The sequence below is a fragment of the Pelagicoccus enzymogenes genome (assembly GCF_014803405.1).
Lineage (GTDB): Bacteria > Verrucomicrobiota > Verrucomicrobiia > Opitutales > Opitutaceae > Pelagicoccus > Pelagicoccus enzymogenes.
The window spans coordinates 179,253-199,716 of sequence record NZ_JACYFG010000006.1 but is presented as its reverse complement, the minus strand read 5'-3'; the positions used below and the strand labels follow the sequence as shown (position 1 = coordinate 199,716).

General features: G+C 54.6%; 12 protein-coding genes, 1 tRNA gene and 1 pseudogene. 9 read left to right on the top strand and 5 right to left on the bottom strand.

Translation table 11 applies throughout. The features are described from left to right. Positions 1-13: 13 nt before the first annotated feature. Positions 14-412 carry a prepilin-type N-terminal cleavage/methylation domain-containing protein gene (locus IEN85_RS24745; protein WP_191615662.1) on the bottom strand — a complete coding sequence of 133 codons (399 nt, stop codon included), beginning with the start codon at positions 410-412 and terminating at the stop codon, positions 14-16. Positions 413-620: 208 nt separating this feature from the next. On the opposite strand from IEN85_RS24745, the gene IEN85_RS03410 reads away from it, so the two are divergent. Then, entirely contained in the window at positions 621-1,697 is a 1,077-nt protein-coding gene (locus IEN85_RS03410) for a DUF481 domain-containing protein (RefSeq protein WP_191615661.1), read from the top strand. A gap of 72 nt (positions 1,698-1,769) precedes the next feature. On the opposite strand, the gene rsfS is transcribed toward IEN85_RS03410, so the two are convergent. Genes rsfS through IEN85_RS03395 form a run of 3 tightly spaced genes read right to left on the bottom strand, consistent with a single transcriptional unit; the run spans position 1,770 to position 3,851 of the window. Beyond that, a complete protein-coding gene (gene rsfS / locus IEN85_RS03405) occupies positions 1,770-2,153 on the bottom strand; it encodes a ribosome silencing factor (RefSeq protein WP_191615660.1) in 384 nt (127 codons plus the stop codon). A gap of 13 nt (positions 2,154-2,166) precedes the next feature. After that, complete coding sequence (gene nadD, locus IEN85_RS03400) at positions 2,167-2,754, bottom strand: nicotinate-nucleotide adenylyltransferase (RefSeq protein WP_191615659.1); 588 nt, start codon at positions 2,752-2,754, stop codon at positions 2,167-2,169. 32 nt (positions 2,755-2,786) lie between these two features. Next, positions 2,787-3,851: a sigma-70 family RNA polymerase sigma factor gene (locus IEN85_RS03395; protein WP_191615658.1), complete on the bottom strand. Its 1,065-nt coding sequence runs from the start codon at positions 3,849-3,851 to the stop codon at positions 2,787-2,789. A 150-nt stretch (positions 3,852-4,001) separates the two neighbouring features. On the opposite strand from IEN85_RS03395, the gene IEN85_RS03390 reads away from it, so the two are divergent. The 8 genes and pseudogenes from IEN85_RS03390 to IEN85_RS03360 all read left to right on the top strand — a co-directional run bounded on the left by IEN85_RS03390 (position 4,002) and on the right by IEN85_RS03360 (position 19,347). Next, positions 4,002-4,088 (top strand) — tRNA-Leu (locus IEN85_RS03390). Positions 4,089-4,714: 626 nt separating this feature from the next. After that, positions 4,715-5,515 (top strand): alpha/beta hydrolase, encoded by an 801-nt coding sequence (locus tag IEN85_RS03385; protein WP_191615657.1) that lies wholly within the window; start codon positions 4,715-4,717, stop codon positions 5,513-5,515. Between the two features lie 496 nt (positions 5,516-6,011). Continuing rightward, complete coding sequence (locus IEN85_RS03380; protein ID WP_191615656.1) at positions 6,012-6,692, top strand: GDSL-type esterase/lipase family protein; 681 nt, start codon at positions 6,012-6,014, stop codon at positions 6,690-6,692. A gap of 57 nt (positions 6,693-6,749) precedes the next feature. Continuing rightward, positions 6,750-7,031 (top strand): annotated as a pseudogene (locus IEN85_RS24860) (anion permease); the annotation flags it as partial. 58 nt (positions 7,032-7,089) lie between these two features. Continuing rightward, positions 7,090-8,271 carry an SLC13 family permease gene (locus tag IEN85_RS03375; RefSeq protein WP_263597509.1) on the top strand — a complete coding sequence of 394 codons (1,182 nt, stop codon included), beginning with the start codon at positions 7,090-7,092 and terminating at the stop codon, positions 8,269-8,271. Positions 8,272-8,795: 524 nt separating this feature from the next. Continuing rightward, a complete protein-coding gene (locus tag IEN85_RS03370; protein WP_191615655.1) occupies positions 8,796-12,383 on the top strand; it encodes a TonB-dependent receptor plug domain-containing protein in 3,588 nt (1,195 codons plus the stop codon). Positions 12,384-12,598: 215 nt separating this feature from the next. Continuing rightward, a complete protein-coding gene (locus IEN85_RS03365) occupies positions 12,599-16,642 on the top strand; it encodes an FG-GAP-like repeat-containing protein (RefSeq protein ID WP_191615654.1) in 4,044 nt (1,347 codons plus the stop codon). 20 nt (positions 16,643-16,662) lie between these two features. Further along, a complete protein-coding gene (locus IEN85_RS03360; protein ID WP_191615653.1) occupies positions 16,663-19,347 on the top strand; it encodes an alpha-amylase family protein in 2,685 nt (894 codons plus the stop codon). A gap of 43 nt (positions 19,348-19,390) precedes the next feature. Here IEN85_RS03360 and IEN85_RS03355 read toward each other — a convergent pair whose 3' ends face one another. Continuing rightward, entirely contained in the window at positions 19,391-20,413 is a 1,023-nt protein-coding gene (locus IEN85_RS03355; protein WP_191615652.1) for a LacI family DNA-binding transcriptional regulator, read from the bottom strand. Positions 20,414-20,464 lie beyond the last annotated feature (51 nt).

Sequence of the window (20,464 nt, the reverse complement as noted above, 5' to 3'; positions counted from 1 at the left end):
ATCGGACTCGCGATTACTCGACTTGACCTTCAGCAGTGAAGGTAAGAACGGTCGAGCCGTTTCCGTCGGTGTCCATCTGAGGGTGACCGATGGTGAAGGTGGAGTCGATGCCGAGGCTGGAGGAGAGAGCGTAGCCAGTGCCGATCTTACGAACGTACACGTCGAGCGGGGCTGCGATCGTACCAGTGGTGGAGTTGTAGGTAACCGCTACCGTAGTTGCGTTGTTTTCGAGCATGTACTGCTGAGCTGCGGAGGCGAGCTGGCGAGCATCGTTAGTAACGGCAGACTCACGGGAGTCTTGGCGAACCTTCTGGAACGCAGGGATAGCCATCGCAGCCAAGAGGCCGATGATGACAACCACGATCATAATTTCTACGAGTGTGAAACCTTTTTTGGATGTGTTCTTATGCATAATGATATTTTCCTAAGTTTGAATGTTCGGTTGATGAATTTGGATACGAACACTTAGGAATACGGCAGGTCAGAAAGGGCTCTTTAACCCTATGATCTGCTTTACGGAGAAATTTGGGAACCTTTGCTTCGTTTACGTTTTTTTTAGCATTAACCGATTGAGTTTTCGTGTATCTCACGCTCCGAATAGAGCTGGTAACCTAGTCCATATGAGTAAGTTTTTCCTAACAGTCTTCTTGAGTCTCCTTGCTGCTGCCCTGAGCCGGGCGGATTCGCGGGAGGTGCAGGTCGTTTTGGACAATGGCGACAGCCTTTCCGGCAACCTGCTGAGCGAGAGCGACGAGGAGATAAGGCTGTCAGTCGATTACCTTGGCGAAATTTCGCTGCCGCGAAGCCGGGTGGCCGAAGTGGTGGGAAAGGGAAAAGCCGAGGAGGAGGCTGAGGAGCAGGCGGAAGAGGCGATCGCGGAAACCAAGATCGCTCCGGTTCCTGAAAAGCCTCGAGTGGTAAAGGACGTCCCTGCTCCTCCGAAGGCAGTCGCCGCTGCCAGCGAAGAGGAAGAGGAGCCTGAACAGAAGCGGAGCGTGGTGGACCGGTTTTTCGCAGCCTTGGGCAACCTCGAGGGCGACCTCGGGATCTTGCCCGAGTGGGACAAGAGCCTGCAGATCGGCTTGAATTCCAGTTCGGGGCGTAAGGACCAGTCGACGCAGAACTACCGCTTGGACATGGACAGGAAGTTCGAGTCGAGCCGGATCAAGATAAAGGCTGAATACGCTTACGGTGAGGCAAACGGTTCCAAGACTCGCGATCGCCTGAGTTCCAACTATCGTTGGCGGAAAGATATCGGCCCAGGCGTGTTCTACGAGTCCGAATCGGACTACTACAGTGACGAAATCAAGCTGATCGACTCCAACCTAGAGCAGAAGATTGGCTTGGGTACCCGTTTTCTCGACCAGAAGGACTCCACCCTTTCTGCAGGATTGGGGGCAAGCGGACGGTGGCGTACGTTTCCGGAGAAGGAAGCGGAAGTGGACTATCTCGTGAGCGTGTTCCAAGATTGGGATTACCGCATGTCGGAAAAGATTCGCGTTCGCCAGGACTTCAACTTCGCCATGCCCCTCGAGGATACCGATGGCTACGAAATCAATTTTTCCACTGCGGTCACCTCTGCTGTATCGAAGTCGGTAAAGCTCTCCTTGCGTTACGAGCTGGGTTTTGACAACTCGCTGGCCGAAGACCGTCGCGAAGACCGTCGATTCATCAGTTCGCTTGGTTACGCCTTCTAAGTCGTAAGAGGGGGCGCTTCTTTCTGGCGTCCTTAGCGAGAGGAACTTCCCCTGTGGGAGCTTGGGCTCCGCTTATTTGCCCTCGAGGAGCTTTTCGACGTCGACAGGAATCGCGTCCTTCCAGAGCGCTTCCAGCTTGTAGGTCTCGCGGGTTTCTTCCGAAAAAAGGTGAACCATGATATCGAAGGCATCCACGACTGCCCAGCCGCTGAAATCGCCCTCGTCGACGCCGAGGATCTTGACCTTGTGGTCCTTGAGGGCCTTGTCGAGCTCGCGGCGAAGGGCCTTGAGGTGAGGTTCGGCCAAGCCGGAAGCGAGCACCAGATAGTTCGTGATCGAGGAAGTCTCGCGTACGTCGAGGGCTACGATGTTTTCTGCCTTGGCGTTGGCCAAAGTTTGGCAGCAAAGGGTTAGCAGCTCTTCGCCTTTCAGTTCTACTTTCGATTCGGTGCTCATGTTGCTTTGTCCTCTATCTATAGAGGTTTTCGGCCTTGATGTAATCAAAGACTTTCTCTGGCAAGAAGTACTTGGCGGAGCGGCCCGATTTAAGGCGTTCGCGGATTTCTGTCGAACTGATCTCCAGCGGCCGCGATTTTCCGCGGAGAATGCGAATATGCTCGGGCAGCTCCGGGTGGAGGAGGCACTCCGAGCCGGGGCGCTCGAAGGCGATGAAACTGACGAGGGCTGCGAGTTCGTCGATGTTCCTCCAGTGATGGAGTTGGGCGATCTGGTCTGCTCCGAGGATCCAAAACAGTTCTGCGTCTGGATGTTCTGCGCCAAGGGTACGGGCCGTGCGCACGGAGTAGCTGGTCGATTCGGAGCGAAAGTCCACGTCGGAACATTCGAAGCGAGGTTCTCCCGCGGTCGCGAGTTGGGTCATGGCCATCCGTTGGGCGGGTGAGCTGGACGGGGCTTTGCTCTTCAGTGGAGCTTGGAAGGCTGGCACGAATAGAATTTTGTCCAACTCGAATTGCTCCGAGGCGTCGAGGGCGATGATCAGATGCCCGTTGTGTATCGGGTCGAAGCTGCCGCCGATGATTCCAATTCGTTCACTCACGGAAGCTAGCTCTTCCCGAAACCGGTGAGCTGTCAATATCCGCTGGCAGCAGGAACTTGAAACTGGCGTTCTCGCTGCAGACCGACGAGCGCGGTTTTCAGGCTTTGCAGGGCTCGCTTTTCTCTCTGAAAAATCTGCTGCCTAGATATCCCGACTCGATCGGCGACTTGGGAGAGCGAAAGGCTTTCCCCGTGCTCGCCGAGTCCGAAGCGGCAGCTGATGACCTCGCGCTGTTTCTCCGTCAGTTGCGAGAGGGCTTGGCGCAGGCAAGCGAGTTCTTCCACTTGCATGGCGGTGCGTTGGGGAGAGTTTGCGGGCTCGCTCGTCAGATTGGGGTCGCTGGAGATTTCAGGGCAGTCGGGCTGGTCTAGCTGGAGGGTTCCTTCCCGAATGGCTTTCAGCAGGAGCGGATTCGCTCCCGCCACGCCGCGGAAGCTTTTAGATATCACGTTAATAGGAGCTTTTACGGGGAGTCGTTCCGTCATGACGAAATTCAGGACGCGACGTTTTATCCAGCGGCGGGCATATGCCTCGAAATTCTGGCTGGGATCGATGTGGTCGATCGCCTCCAGCAGAGCCAGGCGCGCTTCTTGGCAGGCATCCTCCCGTTGCGATGGCGCGCTGCAGCTCTCGACAGCCCCGGCGACTGCCAAGCCGTGGTAAGCGGCGAAGAGCTCGCTTTGGGCGGACTTGTATAGCTCGTAGCGAGCTGAAATCCGAATCAGCAGCCGTTGGCTGAGGGTCTCCCATTCGCATTGGCTGGGTCTTCCGAAATCGCTGCGAGCCCGGTAGGAGGTGACTCCCCACAGCTGGGCAAGCCGCTTCGCTTCGGCAAAGCTTGGAATGGGCAGGCCTTGAGCCAAGGCGTGGCGCACGAGCTCCTGTTTTTGCTCGAGCGGGAGCGACCGAAGCGCGGAGTGTTGCTTGATGCCTTGCCTTTTCCCTTTGAACCCGAGCATGAGAAGCGAGCAAACCAGTGCGTCTTCCCATTTCGGATGTGCTAGGATCCAGTCGAGGCTGCCGCGGAACCGCGCGACCTGCTGGTCTGCGGGGGAGCTCGTGCGATACTGGGTGCAGCTCTCTTGGATTTCAGGCATGTTGCGAAGGCGGTTGGACGGTCTTGAATCCTCGCGCGAGATCAGCGAGGAGGCAAGTTCGCACTTTGTTAGCTAGGCAAGTGCCATATTCGTAATCGCAGGCTTGTTTTCCGCCCGCAAGTCTGCTGCATTCCCGACTTTCACACCAATGCCCTGGTGGCGGAATCGGTAGACGCAGCGGACTTAAAATCCGCTGTCCGCAAGGACGTGTGGGTTCGAGTCCCACCCTGGGCACCACTGTCAGTCAATTACTTACGCGTCTTTCGCCGCGGTGCGGATTTCAAGGAAAATGGTTTCTGTCCGGTTTCTGTCCGTGTTTTCCAAAGCTTCCGTGGAAGGGGGTGCGAGCGCTCCGAGGGACTGTAAGGCGAATTCTTGGTGGATTCTTCCCCCTTTCAAGGGTGCCAATTTTGATAATGTCGGGGTGGAGCGAGTGTTTTAAGCTCGATCATGGATACCTGCCCCCTCGCGAGCCTCTTACGCGTTTACGTCCAATTGAATCACGGAGGGAGGGAGCGTTTTCGCAGCTTCAATTACATTCAAATCGAAAAGAGTCAGGTGTATCCGGACTCGTTGTCCATGCAAACTATGTGTAGGCGGCAGTGTAGGCTGCGGGATTCACTCGTATTGGTATTTGCTTATGCAGATTGCACTGCGCCCTAGGGAATTATGATCCTGTCTAGGATCCTGGAGTGTATTCACTTTGCGGAGCTTTTTGCGGCAAGTTATCGGGTTTACGAAAAATAGAATATGAACAGGGGCGTCCTGTCGGTGGTTTCGCGAGGATGTGCAAGACTTATGTAAAACGAACGTTGGGTCTTTTGGCGGCTCTAGTGGCGTTGGGGAGTGGCGATGCGAAGCCGGTGCCTAGCGATCCCTCGACGTGGATTTGGAACGATCCGTCTGAGATCGTTGGTGTGAAGCACGGGGTGGTTTGGAGCGAATCTATGCAGCGGAAGATGGGGTACAGCATTTACTTGCCGCCGTCTTACGCCGCTTCGCCGAATATGCGTTACCCGGTGGTCTTTTGGCTGCACGGGGCCTACGGAAAAGAGAACGATATCGGGCTCGCAATGGTGGCGAAACGGCTGGTGGATGCAGGCGAGATCGGCGAGGTCATTTACGTCGTGCCGAACTCAGGCCAGTTTAGCCAGTATCGGGACTGGCCGGATGAGAACGTAAAAGCGGAGACTTGGATTATCCGAGAGTTGATTCCAGCCATCGACGAACGCTATCGAACGATCGCCAGGGGTGAAGGCAGGGCGGTTGCTGGATTTTCGATGGGAGGAGAGGGGGCGATTCGCTTAGGTTTCAAGTATCCGGATCTCTTTTGCGCGATTGTCAGCTGTTCCGCCGCATTGCAATGGCCAAGCCATTTGTCGGGCGCGGATTTGGACGATGGTGAGGACGCCCTTTATTGGGCGGAGGCCAATCGCACCCGGCTGAGCGGTGGAGCAATGCCTTTGTATGTGACCATGGGGGATAGTGAGCGTTTCTTTGCTGGTCTTCCGCCCTTCCTCCTCCATTTGCACAAGAGGGATATCAAGGTGCGGGCCCAAGTCTTTCCGGGGCTGGGTCATGATTTGGGCGAAACCTATCGCTTGGTGGGCGAAGACCTCGTGGCCTTCATGGCGGAACATTACGTTTCGGCCCGAATCGAGTAGGGAAGGCTTTGGGGACTCACCTCGATTTCGAGGGTAGAGGGCGACACCTCGCTTGTTCAGTGTCTAGGAGTGTAACGATCGTTGCTGTGGGAATTGGGATCCTGCTGGACGGACCGGGTGGAACCGGTCCTCCTGAAGTTGGCGTGAAGGAGGGACGACTCGCCTTGTCGCTTGTTCGGTGCCGCGGCATGGATCAATCGGAGCCGAACCGCTTGGGCTGGAGCGGCTTTCCTAAACGGCTTTATGATTTAGTCCGTTTACTGAGGGCTCGCATGGGCGCTTGAGTCAGATTGCCTGAAGCTGATGGAGCTTTACGGGGTCGTGTTTTTACTCGGTGCTCGTATTCCCAATACCAGCTTGGGGTGCCCTGAACCTTTTTCATTACGCCTTACCAATCGCTCCAAAAAGAATGCGTGTGTCATCCTATCGCCCATCGATCGCAACTGATCGCCCAATCCTATCCGACTCTCGTGCCATGCCGAGTCGCCTTTCTCGAATGTTGCTTTGTTCAATCTTCACCTTGGTCGTAGGAATAGGATCGGTTATTGCTCAGGAGGAAGAGCGTCGCTTCCAGAAGGATATCGACGCGTTCGAAGCGGATCGTGTTGAGAACAATATTCCTGAAGGAGCGGTTTTGTGCGTGGGGAGCTCTTCCATGCGCATGTGGGGGAATCGCATCGAGCGGGATTTGGCTCCGCTGACGGTGGTCGCTCGGGGATTTGGCGGGAGCAAGTTTAGCGACGTGCTTCATTTTTTCGATGAGTTGGTGGCAGTCTACAAACCGCGGGCGATCCTCGTGTACGAGGGCGACAATGACGTGGGAAGCGGCATGTCGCCAGAGGCCGTATTTGGGGACTTCATGGAATTTCGCAAGCGGGTCGAGGAGCTGGATCCGGAAATTCGTATCTATGTCATCGGGGTCAAGCCGAGCCTCGTGCGTTGGAATCTACGGGGTGAGATTGCGGTGACAAACCACTTGATTGAAACTGCCTGCAAAAAGGATCCGAAGCTTACGTTCATTGATGTGGCCGAATTTCTTTTGGACGATTCGGGTAAGCCGCGCGCAGGCATCTTTTTGGATGACGGCCTGCATCTAAACAACGTCGGCTACCACTTGTGGGCTGCGGCAGTGAGCTTGAAGATCGTTCCTGCCGAGAGCAAGTTCGAGGCTCAGTGAGATGGCGTATAGATCGGAAGCGGTGGCGCACGACGCTTTAGGTTCCTACTCAGGCGTATGAGCGCGAGATTGTCGGGCTTGCAGGATGCCCTGGAAAAGCCTGGAAGCTATGGCGCCAGGCAGTGGTCGGGTTGGCTGTTGGGGCCGGGTGCCCTTTTGTTGACCTTGCTCGTCGAGCCACCCAGTGGGCTTTCGGTCGAGGGTTGGCGGACCGCGGGAGCGGCTGCCTTGATGGCCATCTGGTGGATCTGCGAGTCGGTGCCGATCCCGGTCACGGCTTTGGTGCCGCTGGCTCTGTTTCCCATGCTCCGCCTCGGCCCGATCAAGGAGGTGGCGGCTCCTTACGCGAACCCTTTGGTTTTCCTTTTTCTTGGTGGATTCGTAATTGCATCTGGCGATGCAGAAGTGGGGGCTGCATCGGCGGGTTGCGATCGGACTGGTGGGTGCTTTGGGAACGCGGCCGAACCGGATCGTGGCGGGATTTCTTCTTGCTGGGGCGTTGGTGAGTATGTGGGTGAGCAATACGGCCACAGCGCTCATGATGCTGCCGATCGCGAGCTCCGTGGTTGCTTTGGCCAAGGACGGGCCGGTTGGGAAGGGGCCGGGAAGGGACTTTGGTCCGGCCTTAATGCTAGCGGTCGCTTACGGCGCGACTACGGGCGGTATGGCGACTTTGATTGGGACCCCTCCGAATGCGTTGTTAGCTGGTTACTTGAATCGAGTTTATGGATACGAGATAGGGTTTGGCCAATGGATGATGGTGGGCGTGCCGATGGCCTTGGTCGCACTGCCGATCGTTTACCTCGTGCTGACCCGGGTTGTCTTTCGCCTGCCTGACAAGCCGGTCGAGGGGATGGAAGAGTTGCTGTTGGCGGAGCGTTCGCGCATGGGGCCTTTTTCGAAAGGGGAGCGTTGGGTGGCGTTAGTGTTCGTTTCAACGGCGCTTTCGTGGATTTCTCGCCCCGTGCTTTCCGACTTGGTGCCGATGCTGTCGGACACGACGATTGCGATCATGGGAGCGATCGCGTTGTTTCTGTTGCCGATCGACGTTCGGAAAGGCGAGTTCGTTATGGATTGGGCGGCGACCAAGGCATTGCCTTGGGACGTGCTTTTGCTTTTCGGAGGCGGGCTTAGTTTGGCGAGCATGATACAGTCTCATGGCTTGTCAGAATATTTGGGTACGCTATGCCAGTCGCTCGACGAGTGGCCGCTACTGTTGACCATGGCAGTCATTTGCTTCGGGATTTTGATGCTTACAGAGCTCACGAGCAATACGGCAACGGCGGCCACCTTTCTGCCGATCGTGGGAGCGGTGGCGATCAGTCTCGGGCAGAACCCGCTCTTGTTTCTGGTTCCAACAGCCCTGGCCGCGAATTGCTCCTATATGATGCCCGTCGGTACGCCGCCAAACGCTATCGTCTTCGGTAGCGGCTCCCTGACTTTGCCGCAAATGGCGAAGTCCGGCTTTTTGCTGAACGTAAGCCTAGTGCCTATCGTAATCGTCTTGGTTTGGTTGCTAGGCCCTTACGTCTTCGATTTGCGACTCGACGTCTTGCCAAGCTGGGGCAGGGGCAACTGACGTTGACCCGCCGCAATCGGTGCTTGTGTATTCGATTATAGGATACTTCGTTGTAAGCGTTGCCGGATGATGCCTGCGGGTGGGGCGCGTGTTCTTGGCGTTTTCGCATGATCCTGAGCGGTGAAGGAAGTCGGCGAATATTCCCCTCGTTTTTTAGGGATCTGAGAGACGGAGGCCGAGGAAATGCTGCTCGTTAAATTTACTATATTTTAGTAAACGGATTTATGCAGGACTCGCTTTCGCGCTTTGGTCAGAAAGCGTACAAACTCGACCCATCGGCAGGGGCTTTCTCTTGCTGGTCATAGACTTAATCCAGAGGTGCCAGAAGTGCTTGTTTTCTGTCTCTGTTTTACACTACCCAACCCTAATTAAGTTGTCCGTACCCCAAAGATCTCAGCATCTCGATGCTGATGGTTCATTGTCATATTTAGTGAGCGAAGTGGAAAGCTGCTCAATGGCTTTCTCGCTCTGTATTCATGTGAACTTTGGGTCTAAGGTCAGCTTGTTACTTAAATCGAACTATCATGCTAACTCACAAAAACTATCCCAGCAAAGTTGGCCCTTTTTCCGCCGCCTTGCTTGCCGCCTCTATCTTGGTAAGCGGTTCTTCGTCTGCCCAGGAGTCTGACGAGGAGGAGGAGCTTTACGAGCTCTCTCCGTTCACTGTCGAAGGTGATTCAGATCAAGGCTATCGTGCCACAAGCACGCTGGCTGGTACACGTTTCCGTACCGACCTTTCGGATATCGGGTCGTCCATCTCGGTTTTAACCGAAGAGTTCCTTCAAGACGTCGGCGGAACGGATAACGAGACGGTACTCGCTTACGCAACGAACACCGAGGTTGGAGGAGCCCGTGGCAATTACTCGGGCGGTGTGTCGGGTGGCAGCGTGGCTCGTGAACAAGATCTATTTGGTAATCCGAATGGAAATACCCGTGTTCGCGGCCTCAACAGCGCAGACAACACCCGCAATTACTTTTCGACCGACGTGCCATGGGACGGCTATACTGTGAAGCGTGTAGATTTGCTGCGTGGTCCTAACTCAATTCTCTTCGGGTTAGGCAGTCCATCTGGAGTTGTGAATGCGACCACCACCTCAGCAAGTATTTCTGGAAACGAAGGTTCAGTTGGTCTTTCTCTCGACGACTTTGGAAGTATCCGAGCCTCGGTAGACTACAACAAGGTGTTGATCGAGAACGAACTCGCCTTCTACGTAGCTGCCCTTCGTGAGGATAGGAAGTTCCAGCAGAAGCCAGCTTACGAAGAGGATAACCGTATGTTCATCGCGACGAAGTACGCTCCGAAGGCTTTCAATGGCGACGGCACTTCGTTCGATGTTAACCTTAGCTTCGAGAATGGCTCGATCACTTCGAATCGGCCACGTATTTTGACGCCAGCTGACTTAATTACTCCGTTCTGGACTCCTGCTTCGCGTACGTCCGAAGATAATAATACAGTCTATACCGCGGAAACTTATCCTGGCTATCCAGGCGGCATTGGTAAACGCACTGTTAACCATTTCACCGAAGACCCGTTTTTCGACGGTCTGAGCGATGGCAATACCTTCTCGGGTGCGGCAGTCGGCCAGTTTATGAACGGCCCGCAGTTCCAGTTCAACTCGTTGGCGGGTCCGGCCGTCAACACTGGGACCATCGGCAACAAGTATGGAGCCTATGACTCCGCTGGCAACATCGTGGGCCACGGTCCCCTCCCCACTGGGGTGACCGCCGAAATTTGGGGAGACAACTCCCGCCGAAAGGGAATCGATTCCACCTCGAATTGGGCTAACTACACGGGCCAATACGGCGCGTCAGGAGGCTTCTGGGAAAATCAAGCGATCTCTGATCCAACCATCTTCGATTTCTACAACAAGTTGCTCGATGGACCGAACAAGCGCGAGATGACCGATTGGGATGTGGTGGAAGCATCTGTTTCCCACACTTTCCTAGACGGCAAGCTCGGCTACAACCTCTCCTTTTTCGATCAAAAGCTCTCGCGTGGACAATATGGGATTTTCGGTTGGGAAAGCCGTATTGGGATCGACATAAACGAGCAGTTGGAGTGGGGCAGCCCTGTCGATCCGAACGATCCGGAGACGGTAAATCCAAACATCGGACGCGCATACGTCCAGGAAGTACTACACTCCACTGGAAACAACGTGAACGATTCCAATCGCAACGCGTTCCGCGGCCAAGTCTTCGCAAACTACGACTTTGAGGACAAGAACGACAATATTTTCGCCCGCATTCTTGGGAGTCACACTTTCACTGGACTGTATGCGGACGAGTCGAACTACCGGGAGAGCAGAAGCCTGAACTTGGCCCAGATCTCGGCCGCAGATCACGATCGCTATGGCTCCTTGGGTGACCCTAGCTTCCGTTACTACCTCAGCGACGACCTGCGCGGCCGAAGCTCGGCTGCCGGCATTAACCTCAGCGGTGTAGACGAGTATGTTCTTCCGAGCAGTGGACCAATCACGGTGCGGATGTTCGATAGCACGTGGGCGGCCACGGGAGTCGACCCCCTCAGCGAGTGGAATGAGCCACGTAATCGCAATGACGATGGCACTCTCCCGCAGCAAAGGCAAAATCCGGCCAATTACGTGGGTTGGACCGACAAGACTGTAAATTTGATTTCTTTGGTGGACAGCGACGGCAACATGATCGGACCGGGCCCAGACCGCGACTACCTTACCAGCAATGCGAGAATGTCGGATTTCGGAGTGAAGTCCGAGGTCTTCGTCTGGCAGGGCAAGTTCTTCAACGATTCAGTGATTGGCCTCTACGGTTACCGTACGGACAAATCGACCAGCACCTTGCTGGATGCGCCAGCCGCTGACGTCCCCGATCAGCAGCCGAACCGTGATGATGTGAGTCCATCTGTTTTCAATCTGAACAATCCGGATGCATCGACCTACGATTTGGATACGGACACCACCAACTGGAGCGTCTCCGTGCACCTAAACCGCCTGCTGGGCGATCCCGACTATCTTCCCTTCAAGTTCAGCATGTACTACAACGAAGGAGAGAACTTCCAGCCTGCTGCTGGGCGGTTGGATGCTTTTGAGCGTCCGTTGCCGCCACCAGCAGGAAACACCGAGGAATACAGCGTTCTCCTCGAGACAAAGGATGGTAAGTACTCATTGCGAGCGACCGAGTACAAAACAGTCGTCAGCAATCAGAATACGACCGGTGACATCGGTGCCATGTGGGCACTGCAGCAGTCCCTCTACGCTCCGACGGAATCATTGGCTCGCTTCAATTCAGGGGCTTGGAATACTGACGTCCATCCGGATCCCGACTACCTTAGGAACACGATCATTCCTGCCTGGGAACAGTTTGTGGAGGATTTATCAACCGAGTTTCCTCTCTTCGAGGATGCGTGGGTTTCCAATGGAGATTGGAGAGACCCACAGGTTGGCATACGGGTCACCCGTCCTAGCGGGCACCGTTTCACGGAAGATGCTGTTTCCGAAGGCAAGGAGTTCGAATTCACAGCGAACCCGAATAAGAATTGGCGAATCGCTCTCAACGCATCCCAGACCAAAGCGACTCGCGACAAGGTTCCTGGTGAGTCATTTCTTGCTCTCTCCGCGTTCGTTGACGACAAGATCATGAACACTCCCGCTGGTGAAATGCCGATCTTCTGGTCTGCCAGCCCGGGTGTCCGAATCAATCGCTACCCGACTTTCCGAGGAGACTATTTGAAGCTTTTGGCCCTCAACGGCCAGCTGCAGCCGGAAGTGCGTGAATGGCGTGCCAACTTGATCACCAACTACAATTTCCGCGATGGTCGCCTTAAGGGGTTTGGTATTGGAGGAGCTCTCAAGTGGGAAGATAGTGCGGCGATAGATTACCTACCGTCCGAAGATAACGCTGAGGTTCCTGATATCACCTCCCCAGTGATGGATGACGGTTACGAGACCTTCGACTTGTGGGGCAGCTATCGCAAGAAGCTGAACGAAAAGATCGATTGGAGGATCCAATTGAATCTCTACAACGTCGGTGGCGATGACGAATTGGTGGCCCTCTCCACCGATCCATTTGGCAATCCGAACCGATGGCGCATCCGCCAAGGGATGAGCTGGAAGATTTCGAACACCTTCGAATTCTAGTTCGTTCCTCGGATCCTGATCCGCTGGGATTTGACTTCAGCCTAGCCAATTGATCTCGAAATTCTCGACGGCGCTTAGGCAACGATATGCCTGAGCGTCGTTTTGGCGTTTCTAATACATTTCAGCGAGCTTGCATCGGTTCTGGACCACTGAGTTGCAGTATTCCCAAGCTCAGTTCCGCGGTAAATACAGCTATCTCCTTTCATGTCGTGCTCATGACCCGTCCGGTCCACTACTTGCGATCACTTTGGGGGCTCTTTGGAGTCGCCGCCGTCGTGACTTTGCCGTGGCCACTCGCGGATGCCGCCTTCACCGATGTCACTGCGAACACGCCGTTCGCCTCTTTGGAGCAGCTTGCTGCAGACGAACTTACCGAAGATTTGGCCTTCGTCGTGCGAGGCGGTGCCCCTGCGGTTATCGACTTCGATGGCGATGGCTGGCTCGATGTCTACGTAGTGCGCTTCCGCCTGCCGGATGTGCTCATGCGCAATACTGGTGGGGCCTTTGAGCGCATTGACAATCCACTCGGCCTTTATACCGCCGATGGAGGCAATGCCCCGCTATGGGCGGATTTCGACAACGACGGGGATCAGGATCTCTTTGTCGCGACAGCAGATGAGAAGGAACATCGCTTCTACATCAATGAAGGAAACGGGAGATTTATTGAGGCAGCTAGTTCTAGAGGAGTGGCGATGCCTTCCGCTACCGTACACATGGGCGTCGGAGTCGCCGCGGGCGACCTCAATCGCGACGGGTTTCTGGACCTAGTGGTCGGGGAGTGGGGCGCTGGTGTGACCGAGCAAACTGTAGGCGAACACTTTGCCGTCTTCCTCAATCGTGGAGCGGCCCAACCCGGCTATTTCGACAACGTTACGATCGCCTCCGGCGTTTCCTTACCACCACCGCGGCTCACGGTCTATTCTCCTCAGATCAGCGACCTAGATGGCGATGGCTGGCCGGACCTGCCCATCGTGGCGGACTTCGAACGCAGCCGGCTCTTTTGGAACAACGCCGACGGCACTTTCTCGGATGGTACGAGCGTTGCGGACGTAAGCAAAGAGGAGAACGGAATGGGTACGGCAATCGCCGATCTGAACGGCGACGGTCTGCTCGATTGGTTTGTGACTTCCATCCGTTTCACCGATGCCCCAGGATACCGAGGCAATCAGCTTTACCTAAATCAGGGTAATCGCGTTTTCAAAAGCGTGTCTGAGGAATCGGGCATTGCCACGGGTGGCTGGGGCTGGGGGTGTGATCTTTTCGATTACGACAACGACGGCGACCTAGATGTGGTGATGACCAATGGGAACGATTTGGACGGACAAGGCGAGGAGGTTTTGGCTCCCATGATCCTCTGGCGAAACGAAGGCGGCAACCGATTCTCCAAGGTGTCCGATTCGGAAATGGTGAATCATGTGGCTGACGGGGCCGGACTGGTCACTTTCGACTACGACAACGACGGCGACTTAGACATCTTGGTCATGCACCAGAACTCGTCTCCTGTACTACTGCGTAATGATCGTACGGCAGAAAACGCTTGGCTTGATGTCGCCTTGCAAGGCACTGACTCTAACCGTGCCGCATTTGGAACTTTGGTCAGCGTTCGCTCGACTGCCAACGGTCCGTTTCAGACCCAGGAATTCAACCCCGGCAATACTTATTTAGCTCAAAAGCAGCCACTGCTGCACTTCGGTCTCGGATCGGGTCTAGATTCCGTCGCAGAAATTCGGATACGTTGGCCAAGTGGAGTTGAGGAAGAATACTACGACATACCGACCAGACGTATTTTCAATGTCGTCGAGAGCCAGGGAGGTAGCTCCGACTTTACTCCGCCTCGTTTTACCCGCGAACCGGAAAAGCAAAGCCTTCGTCCGGGCGACGACTTGCTCCTCGAAGTGGAAGTGGAAGGTGATCCATTGCCTTTGGTCCGCTGGTACCGCAATGGCCAGCCATTGCTCGGAGCAGTCGGGGAAACTCTTTTGCTAGAAGACGTCCAGCATGGAGATGCTGGAAAATATTACGCCACAGCGACGAACGCAGCAGGCGTGGCTTACAGCGAGCATGCTCGAGTGGGTGTGTATTCGCTGCACTTGGACAAGTCAGTCGCGCGTCAATGGATGGAGGAGCTGCTGAATGCGATTCGGCTCGATTACCCGGCTCCCACTGTTCATTCGCGCAACCTTTTTGGTTTGGCCTGCGTGATGTGGGATGCTTGGGTTGCTTACGATTTCGAGGGAATTTCTGTACCATACCTGTCAGTGGAATCTCCTCCCGTACCAGCCGATATCCTGCAGGCACGGTCCGAAGCGATCAGCTACGCTGCGTATCGCCTTTTGCGCAGCCGCTTCCGCCTCTCTCCGAGCGCGGAAGTCACTTTGCCAGCTTTACGGGACCGCATGGCATTACTCGGGTATGATCCTGATGACAAAAGTGTAGTTGGGGATTCGCCGGCAGCGGTGGGAAATCGAATTGCGGCGCGTTTGCTTGCCTACACTTGGACGGATGGAGGTAATGAGCTTTACAGCTACGTCGACCAAACTGGATACGAGCCGGTGAATGACCCGCTCATTTTCACTTTGCCAGGAACTGAGGTTAAAGATCCCAACCAGTGGCAGCCGCTGTCCTTCGACTACCTCATCCTGCAAAATGGAATTGTAGTGGGAAAATCAACACAGGAATTTCTTGGGGCAAATTGGGGAGAAGTGCGGCCTTTTGCTCTCGAGCGCCCAACGCACCAAGATGTTTATAGCGACCCGGGGCCACCGCCGTACTTGGGAGGCGAAGGAGATCAGGATTACAAAGATGCAGCTCTCGAGTTGATAGAGTTTAGCAGCTGGCTGGATCCGTCTGATGCCGTGGAAATCGATGTTTCGCCAGGAGCGCGACACAACAACACGCTCGGAACCAACGATGGAATAGGTTACGCAATCAATCCCGAAACTGGCGAGGCATACGAACCGAACCTGGTGCTTCGGGCGGACTACGGTCGCATCTTGGCGGAGTTTTGGGCGGATGGCCCGGATTCAGAAACGCCCCCCGGGCATTGGAATTCGGTCGCGAATCACGTAACGGACCACCCGCTTTTCGAGCGGCGCTTCGAAGGGGAAGGCGAGATCGTGGATGAGCTGGAATGGGATGTGAAATTGTACTTTGCCTTGGATGCAGCCGTGTCTGATGCCGCGATCGCTTGTTGGGATGCAAAGCGGAAATACAATTATGTGAGGCCTATCACCATGATTCGGTACATGGGTGGCCGAGGGCAAAGTTCGGACCCCGATGGTCCCTCTTATTCGCCGGAAGGATTGCCTCTAAAGGAGAACTTGGTGGAAGTCATAACTGATGAGACCTCAGCTCCTGGTCAGCGGCATTCACATCTCGCAGATTATGTAGGAGAAATCGCAATACGCAGCTGGAAAGGTATTCCCGATAATTCTAATTTGGACTATGGTGGAGTCGGTTGGATACTTGCAGTGGAGTGGATGCCTTATCAGAGAGATACTTTTGTGACGCCTCCTTTTGGGGCCTACACTTCTGGGCATAGCACTTTCAGTCGAGCAGCGGCGGAAGTGATTACGGCGATAACGGGGTCCGCTTACTTCCCGGGAGGGATCAGTTCGTTTACTGCTGGAGCGAACGAGTTTTTGGAGTTTGAGCGCGGTCCGACTGAAGACGTCACTTTAACGTGGGCGACTTACTTCGATGCTGCTGATGAAGCGGGTATCTCGCGACTTTACGGAGGCATTCACGTCTGGCCGGATGACTTGCGTGGACGAGTGATGGGCTCGAATATTGGGAAGTCCGCTTACGCAAAAGCAAAAGGATATTTCGACGGGACGGCGGCCACTGTTGATTGGAGTGAAGCCGCAGAACTTTGGGCTAATGCCAGGGTGGGAGAACCGAATGGTCCTGTGGATACAGCTGACCTGTTGGATGATCCGATCGAGTCGGCTGCGGCCCTCTATTTTGGAGCAGATCCTTTGGCGACCTCCTCAGGCGCGAACGATGTGAAGGTGCTCAGGACAACCGATGGCAAGGTGGAGGGGCTTTCCTTTCTAATGAGCGACGCGTTGCTGGAGCCTGAGCTGCGGCTGTGTGTTTCCCAAGACCTCGTGGACTGGACTGTGCTAGGCCTAGATGAGTGCATTCTGGAGCGTGAAAAGATAGGAGATCAGCTAGTACGAATTTCTATCTCAGCCAAAACAGGAGTGTTGCCGGAAGGACGGCGTTTCCTGCGTGCCTTGGTTCGAGATGCAGACTAAAATACGAACGTAGATAAAAATTGAATACAAAAATTACTAGATGGAAACTGTTGGCTGCAGGTCTTGTGGCTTCTCAACTTGTAAGCTCAGCTTTTTCTCAAGACACATGGGCCTTCGATCCGGAGCCGGACGATTTCGATCCATCTGCACTTTTCGACCTGCGCTATCTCAACGAGGATTTAGCGGGACAAAATGGTTGGGTGGGCACTGACGAAAAGGGGGATTTTGTTAGAGGAGATGGCGAGCCGCTTCGCTTTTGGGCGGTCAATACTGCCGTCGCGCGAAACATCCCCTATCAGCCTCGCCCACGACCCGGATGGGAGAATGCTCCCGATTTAGATCGTCATGCCCGTTGGCTAGCCAAGCGCGGAGTCAACCTAATCCGCTTGCACAGCCACATCAATCCTCACGCTGACAGCCAAGAGCTAAACGACGCGAACGAAAGCGAGCTGGATTGGATTTTTCGCTCGGTTGGTTCCATGAAGCAGGCCGGCGTCTACACCATTGTCTCTCCCTATTGGGCGAACACGATGGAGAGTGATGATAGCCGATGGGGTACTGATTGGGAGGGTGGGCATCACGGTCTCCTCTTTTTCGATACAAAGATTCAAGAGGCGTACAAGGAATGGCTTCGTAAGCTATTCACTACCCCCAGCGAACATTTGGATGGCAAAACCTTGGCTGAGGAACCCGCCCTTGCCATGTTTCAAATTCAGAACGAGGACAGCTTGCTCTTTTGGACTATAAATAACCTGAGAGCCGGGCCTAAAAGGAGACTGGGCGAACTGTTTCACGCTTGGGCTTTGGACAAATATCAGTCCATTGATGCGGCTTTTGATGCGTGGGGAACGGCGTATTCAGGAAATGACGACATCGGAAATGGCGTTCTAGGGATAGTCAATATTTGGGATCTCACTGGAGATGGAAAAGCGGCTCACGGTACGACTGCGCGCCTGGACGACCAAATGCAGTTCTGGGTTGAGACGATGTATGATTTCAACGCGGAGATCGCACGCTTCGTAAAGGAGGACTTGAATTGTCCTGTCTTGGTCAACCCAGGGAATTGGAAGACAGCTGATGTTATTTTGATGGAAGATAGCGAGCGTTATAGCCAGACCAGTGGCGATGTGATCGCTGTGAACCGTTACTTTGGCGGCTTGCACAAGGGCGACAACAACGGCTGGGCGATCGAAAACGGAGATTTTTATACGAACCCCTCTATGCTAAAGGACGCAGCGAGGTCGTTTCCCATCAGTGTTAAGCAAGTGGAGGGCAAGCCCATGATGGTGACGGAGAGCACTTGGGTTATGCCGACAGATACGGGTTTCGAGAGTTCCATGCTGTTGTCCGCCTATTCCTCACTCACAGGATTTGACGCTTACTTTTGGTTTGTGGCCCAAACGGAGGGCTTTACTCCGCCCCGCTCCGCGAATGGCTACAATGCATCTCAGGGTAAATGGTTGTGCCAAACCCCAGACATGGCAGGGCAGTGGCCCGCGGCGGCTCTAGCGTTTCGCAAAGGCTATATTCGACGAGGGAAGCCGGTAGTGCAGGAGCAGCGTTCACTTGGTGCGCTTTGGCAAAGGAAGTCGCCTATCATCGCAGAGAGCGCCAGTTTCGACCCAAATCGCGATAGTGGCGATCAAGCTCCCGATTCAACAATGGCGGGTGGCGTCGACCCGCTCGCATTCTTGGTCGGCCCTGTGACGATAGCTTTTGGAGGGAGTGAGAGCGAAAATGTGGTTATGGAAGATTTGGACTCTTACATTGAGCGAACTGAAGCCGGTGAAAGAGTGACGAGCGAAACTGGTCAGATCATTTTGGATACGGACGAGAATTTGTTCAGACTCGATGCACCTCAGGTGCAATCGATGATCTCGTACCGGCCTACAGTCCAAGAATTGAGTTCGGTTACTTTTGAGAGTACGGGACCATCCGTTTCCGCTACCGTAGTGAGTCTGGATGGTTATCCGATTGTTGCCTCGGGAAAATTACTTGTACAGGTTGGCACGCGAGCTCGTCCCACAGGCTGGGAGGATGAAGAGGCGACGGTAGAGGTATCCGGCGAACTAGTACAGGCACGAAAAATCTTAAGCTACGGCGAAGCTCCTTGGAGATTGGAGACGGCGGGTCTGAAGGTTCGGATTAAGAATCTTGGGATACAATCTGCTCACGCTTTGGATGCGAATGGGATGCCGATCGCGGAAGTGTCTCTGCAAGTTGAAGAGGGTGTCGTATCATTCGATTTTCCGGAGGGCACGCTGTATGTTGTTCTAGAAGGCGCGAGTGGGTTGAGCTATGAGCTTTGGAAGTCTCGGTTTCCTTGGGAGACGGAATCTGCTGATGCTTTGGTGTCGGCGGATCCGGATGGCGATGGAGCTCCGAATCTGATGGAGTTTGCGAGTGCGGGGGATCCGTTGCGACATGACCGAACAAGTTGGAGCGACGCTTTATTGAAGGAGATAGATGGCGAACGAGCTTTGACCATATCTTTCCGCCGCAATGCGGTCATGGTCGGTGTGGACGACAGTTTTGAATACTCTGAAAACCTTAAAGTTTGGACGCGTGTCGCGGTGACTGAAGAGTCCTCTGATGATCGAGTAGACTTAGAGGCGGATGGCTCAGTCGAAACACGCAACCTGGTCGTTCAGCTAAGCCACGACGTCGATACTGCCTTCGTGCGTCGCAGGGTTGAGGTCGAATGAGTCGCTTTAGACCCCCATTGAGAGGGTCGTTAGAAAATGGATACTAGGACCGATCTGGCAGCGAGTCGCCGTCGACCCAATAAGAGGGAACGAGTACTTGGCGGGGAAGAGCTGGTTTTCCGCGGACGTGGTGGCGAATGCTCTGGTCCATCAAGTTTACGCTTTGGTAAGCTATTTCTTGGAGCTGCTGCTCCATGCCAGCAATTCTAAGGTTTCGGGCGTCTCCTAAGTAAGGGGCTCCGTTAAGGTGCAAGCAGGCGAAGGCGGTATCTTCGGGTACCTTTATACCTGCTTCCACAAGGGTTGCGCATTGGCCGATGTGAAAGCCGATGATGCAGTCGGGTTTGTTGTCCTTTGCCCATTTGACGAGTGCATTGGTGTCGGTGAAGGATCCGAAATAGGGTGGAATGTGGTCTTTGGCTTCGCAGTAAACTTCTCGTAAGCCGAGAGCTGCGGAGATACGTGATTCATCATCCTCTAACAGCGGATCATGTCGCCCGAGGGCGAAACCGATACGCCGGTATCCACGCTCCAAGACTTTTGTGAAGATGAGCTTCATCGCCTGGAAAATGTTGGGCCTAACCGTATCGAATGGTAGTGGCTCGAGGAAGCGTCCGCATTGAACAACGGAGAAGTCGTCCCAGTTAAAATCCTCGCGGAAGGAGCCTTGCGGTATGGGGCCCAACAGGATTATGCCTTGAACACCCCTATTATAGAGTGTGAGCGATGGGTTGGCGTACTTCTCGAGGCTCTTTGCCTCGATCGGACTTAGGGTGTAGCCGAGCTCTTCGGCTCTCGTTTTCAGTTCCCTTCGATACGATGAATCTTTTTCCACGAAGTCGAGGAGTACGAGAGGGATGCTCAGCGGCGTATCCGATTCTCGGAAACGCTTGGAAGCGAGCGATGAGAGCATCGGATTAGGGCGATAGCCCAAGGCGCGGGCTGTTTCCTTCACTTTTTCGGAAAGCTCTTTGGAGATAGTTCCCGTGTCTCTGAGGGCGAGTGACACGGCTGCGGTCGAAATCCCGAGAGTTTTGGCGATCAGCTTCTGAGAGGGTCTTTCCATGGACTTAAATCGATAAGGAGCCTCCAATTTTTCGAGGGCTCAGGGTATGTA

What these genes read in the sequence shown, in the direction of transcription:
- IEN85_RS24745 (WP_191615662.1), bottom strand. Translation starts at nt 412, where the DNA reads ATGCATAAGAACACATCCAAAAAAGGTTTCACACTCGTAGAAATTATG.
- IEN85_RS03410 (WP_191615661.1), top strand. Translation starts at nt 621, where the DNA reads ATGAGTAAGTTTTTCCTAACAGTCTTCTTGAGTCTCCTTGCTGCTGCC.
- rsfS (WP_191615660.1), bottom strand. Translation starts at nt 2,153, where the DNA reads ATGAGCACCGAATCGAAAGTAGAACTGAAAGGCGAAGAGCTGCTAACC.
- IEN85_RS03395 (WP_191615658.1), bottom strand. Translation starts at nt 3,851, where the DNA reads ATGCCTGAAATCCAAGAGAGCTGCACCCAGTATCGCACGAGCTCCCCC.
- IEN85_RS03380 (WP_191615656.1), top strand. Translation starts at nt 6,012, where the DNA reads ATGTTGCTTTGTTCAATCTTCACCTTGGTCGTAGGAATAGGATCGGTT.
- IEN85_RS03375 (WP_263597509.1), top strand. Translation starts at nt 7,090, where the DNA reads ATGCAGAAGTGGGGGCTGCATCGGCGGGTTGCGATCGGACTGGTGGGT.
- IEN85_RS03370 (WP_191615655.1), top strand. Translation starts at nt 8,796, where the DNA reads ATGCTAACTCACAAAAACTATCCCAGCAAAGTTGGCCCTTTTTCCGCC.
- IEN85_RS03365 (WP_191615654.1), top strand. Translation starts at nt 12,599, where the DNA reads ATGACCCGTCCGGTCCACTACTTGCGATCACTTTGGGGGCTCTTTGGA.
- IEN85_RS03355 (WP_191615652.1), bottom strand. Translation starts at nt 20,413, where the DNA reads ATGGAAAGACCCTCTCAGAAGCTGATCGCCAAAACTCTCGGGATTTCG.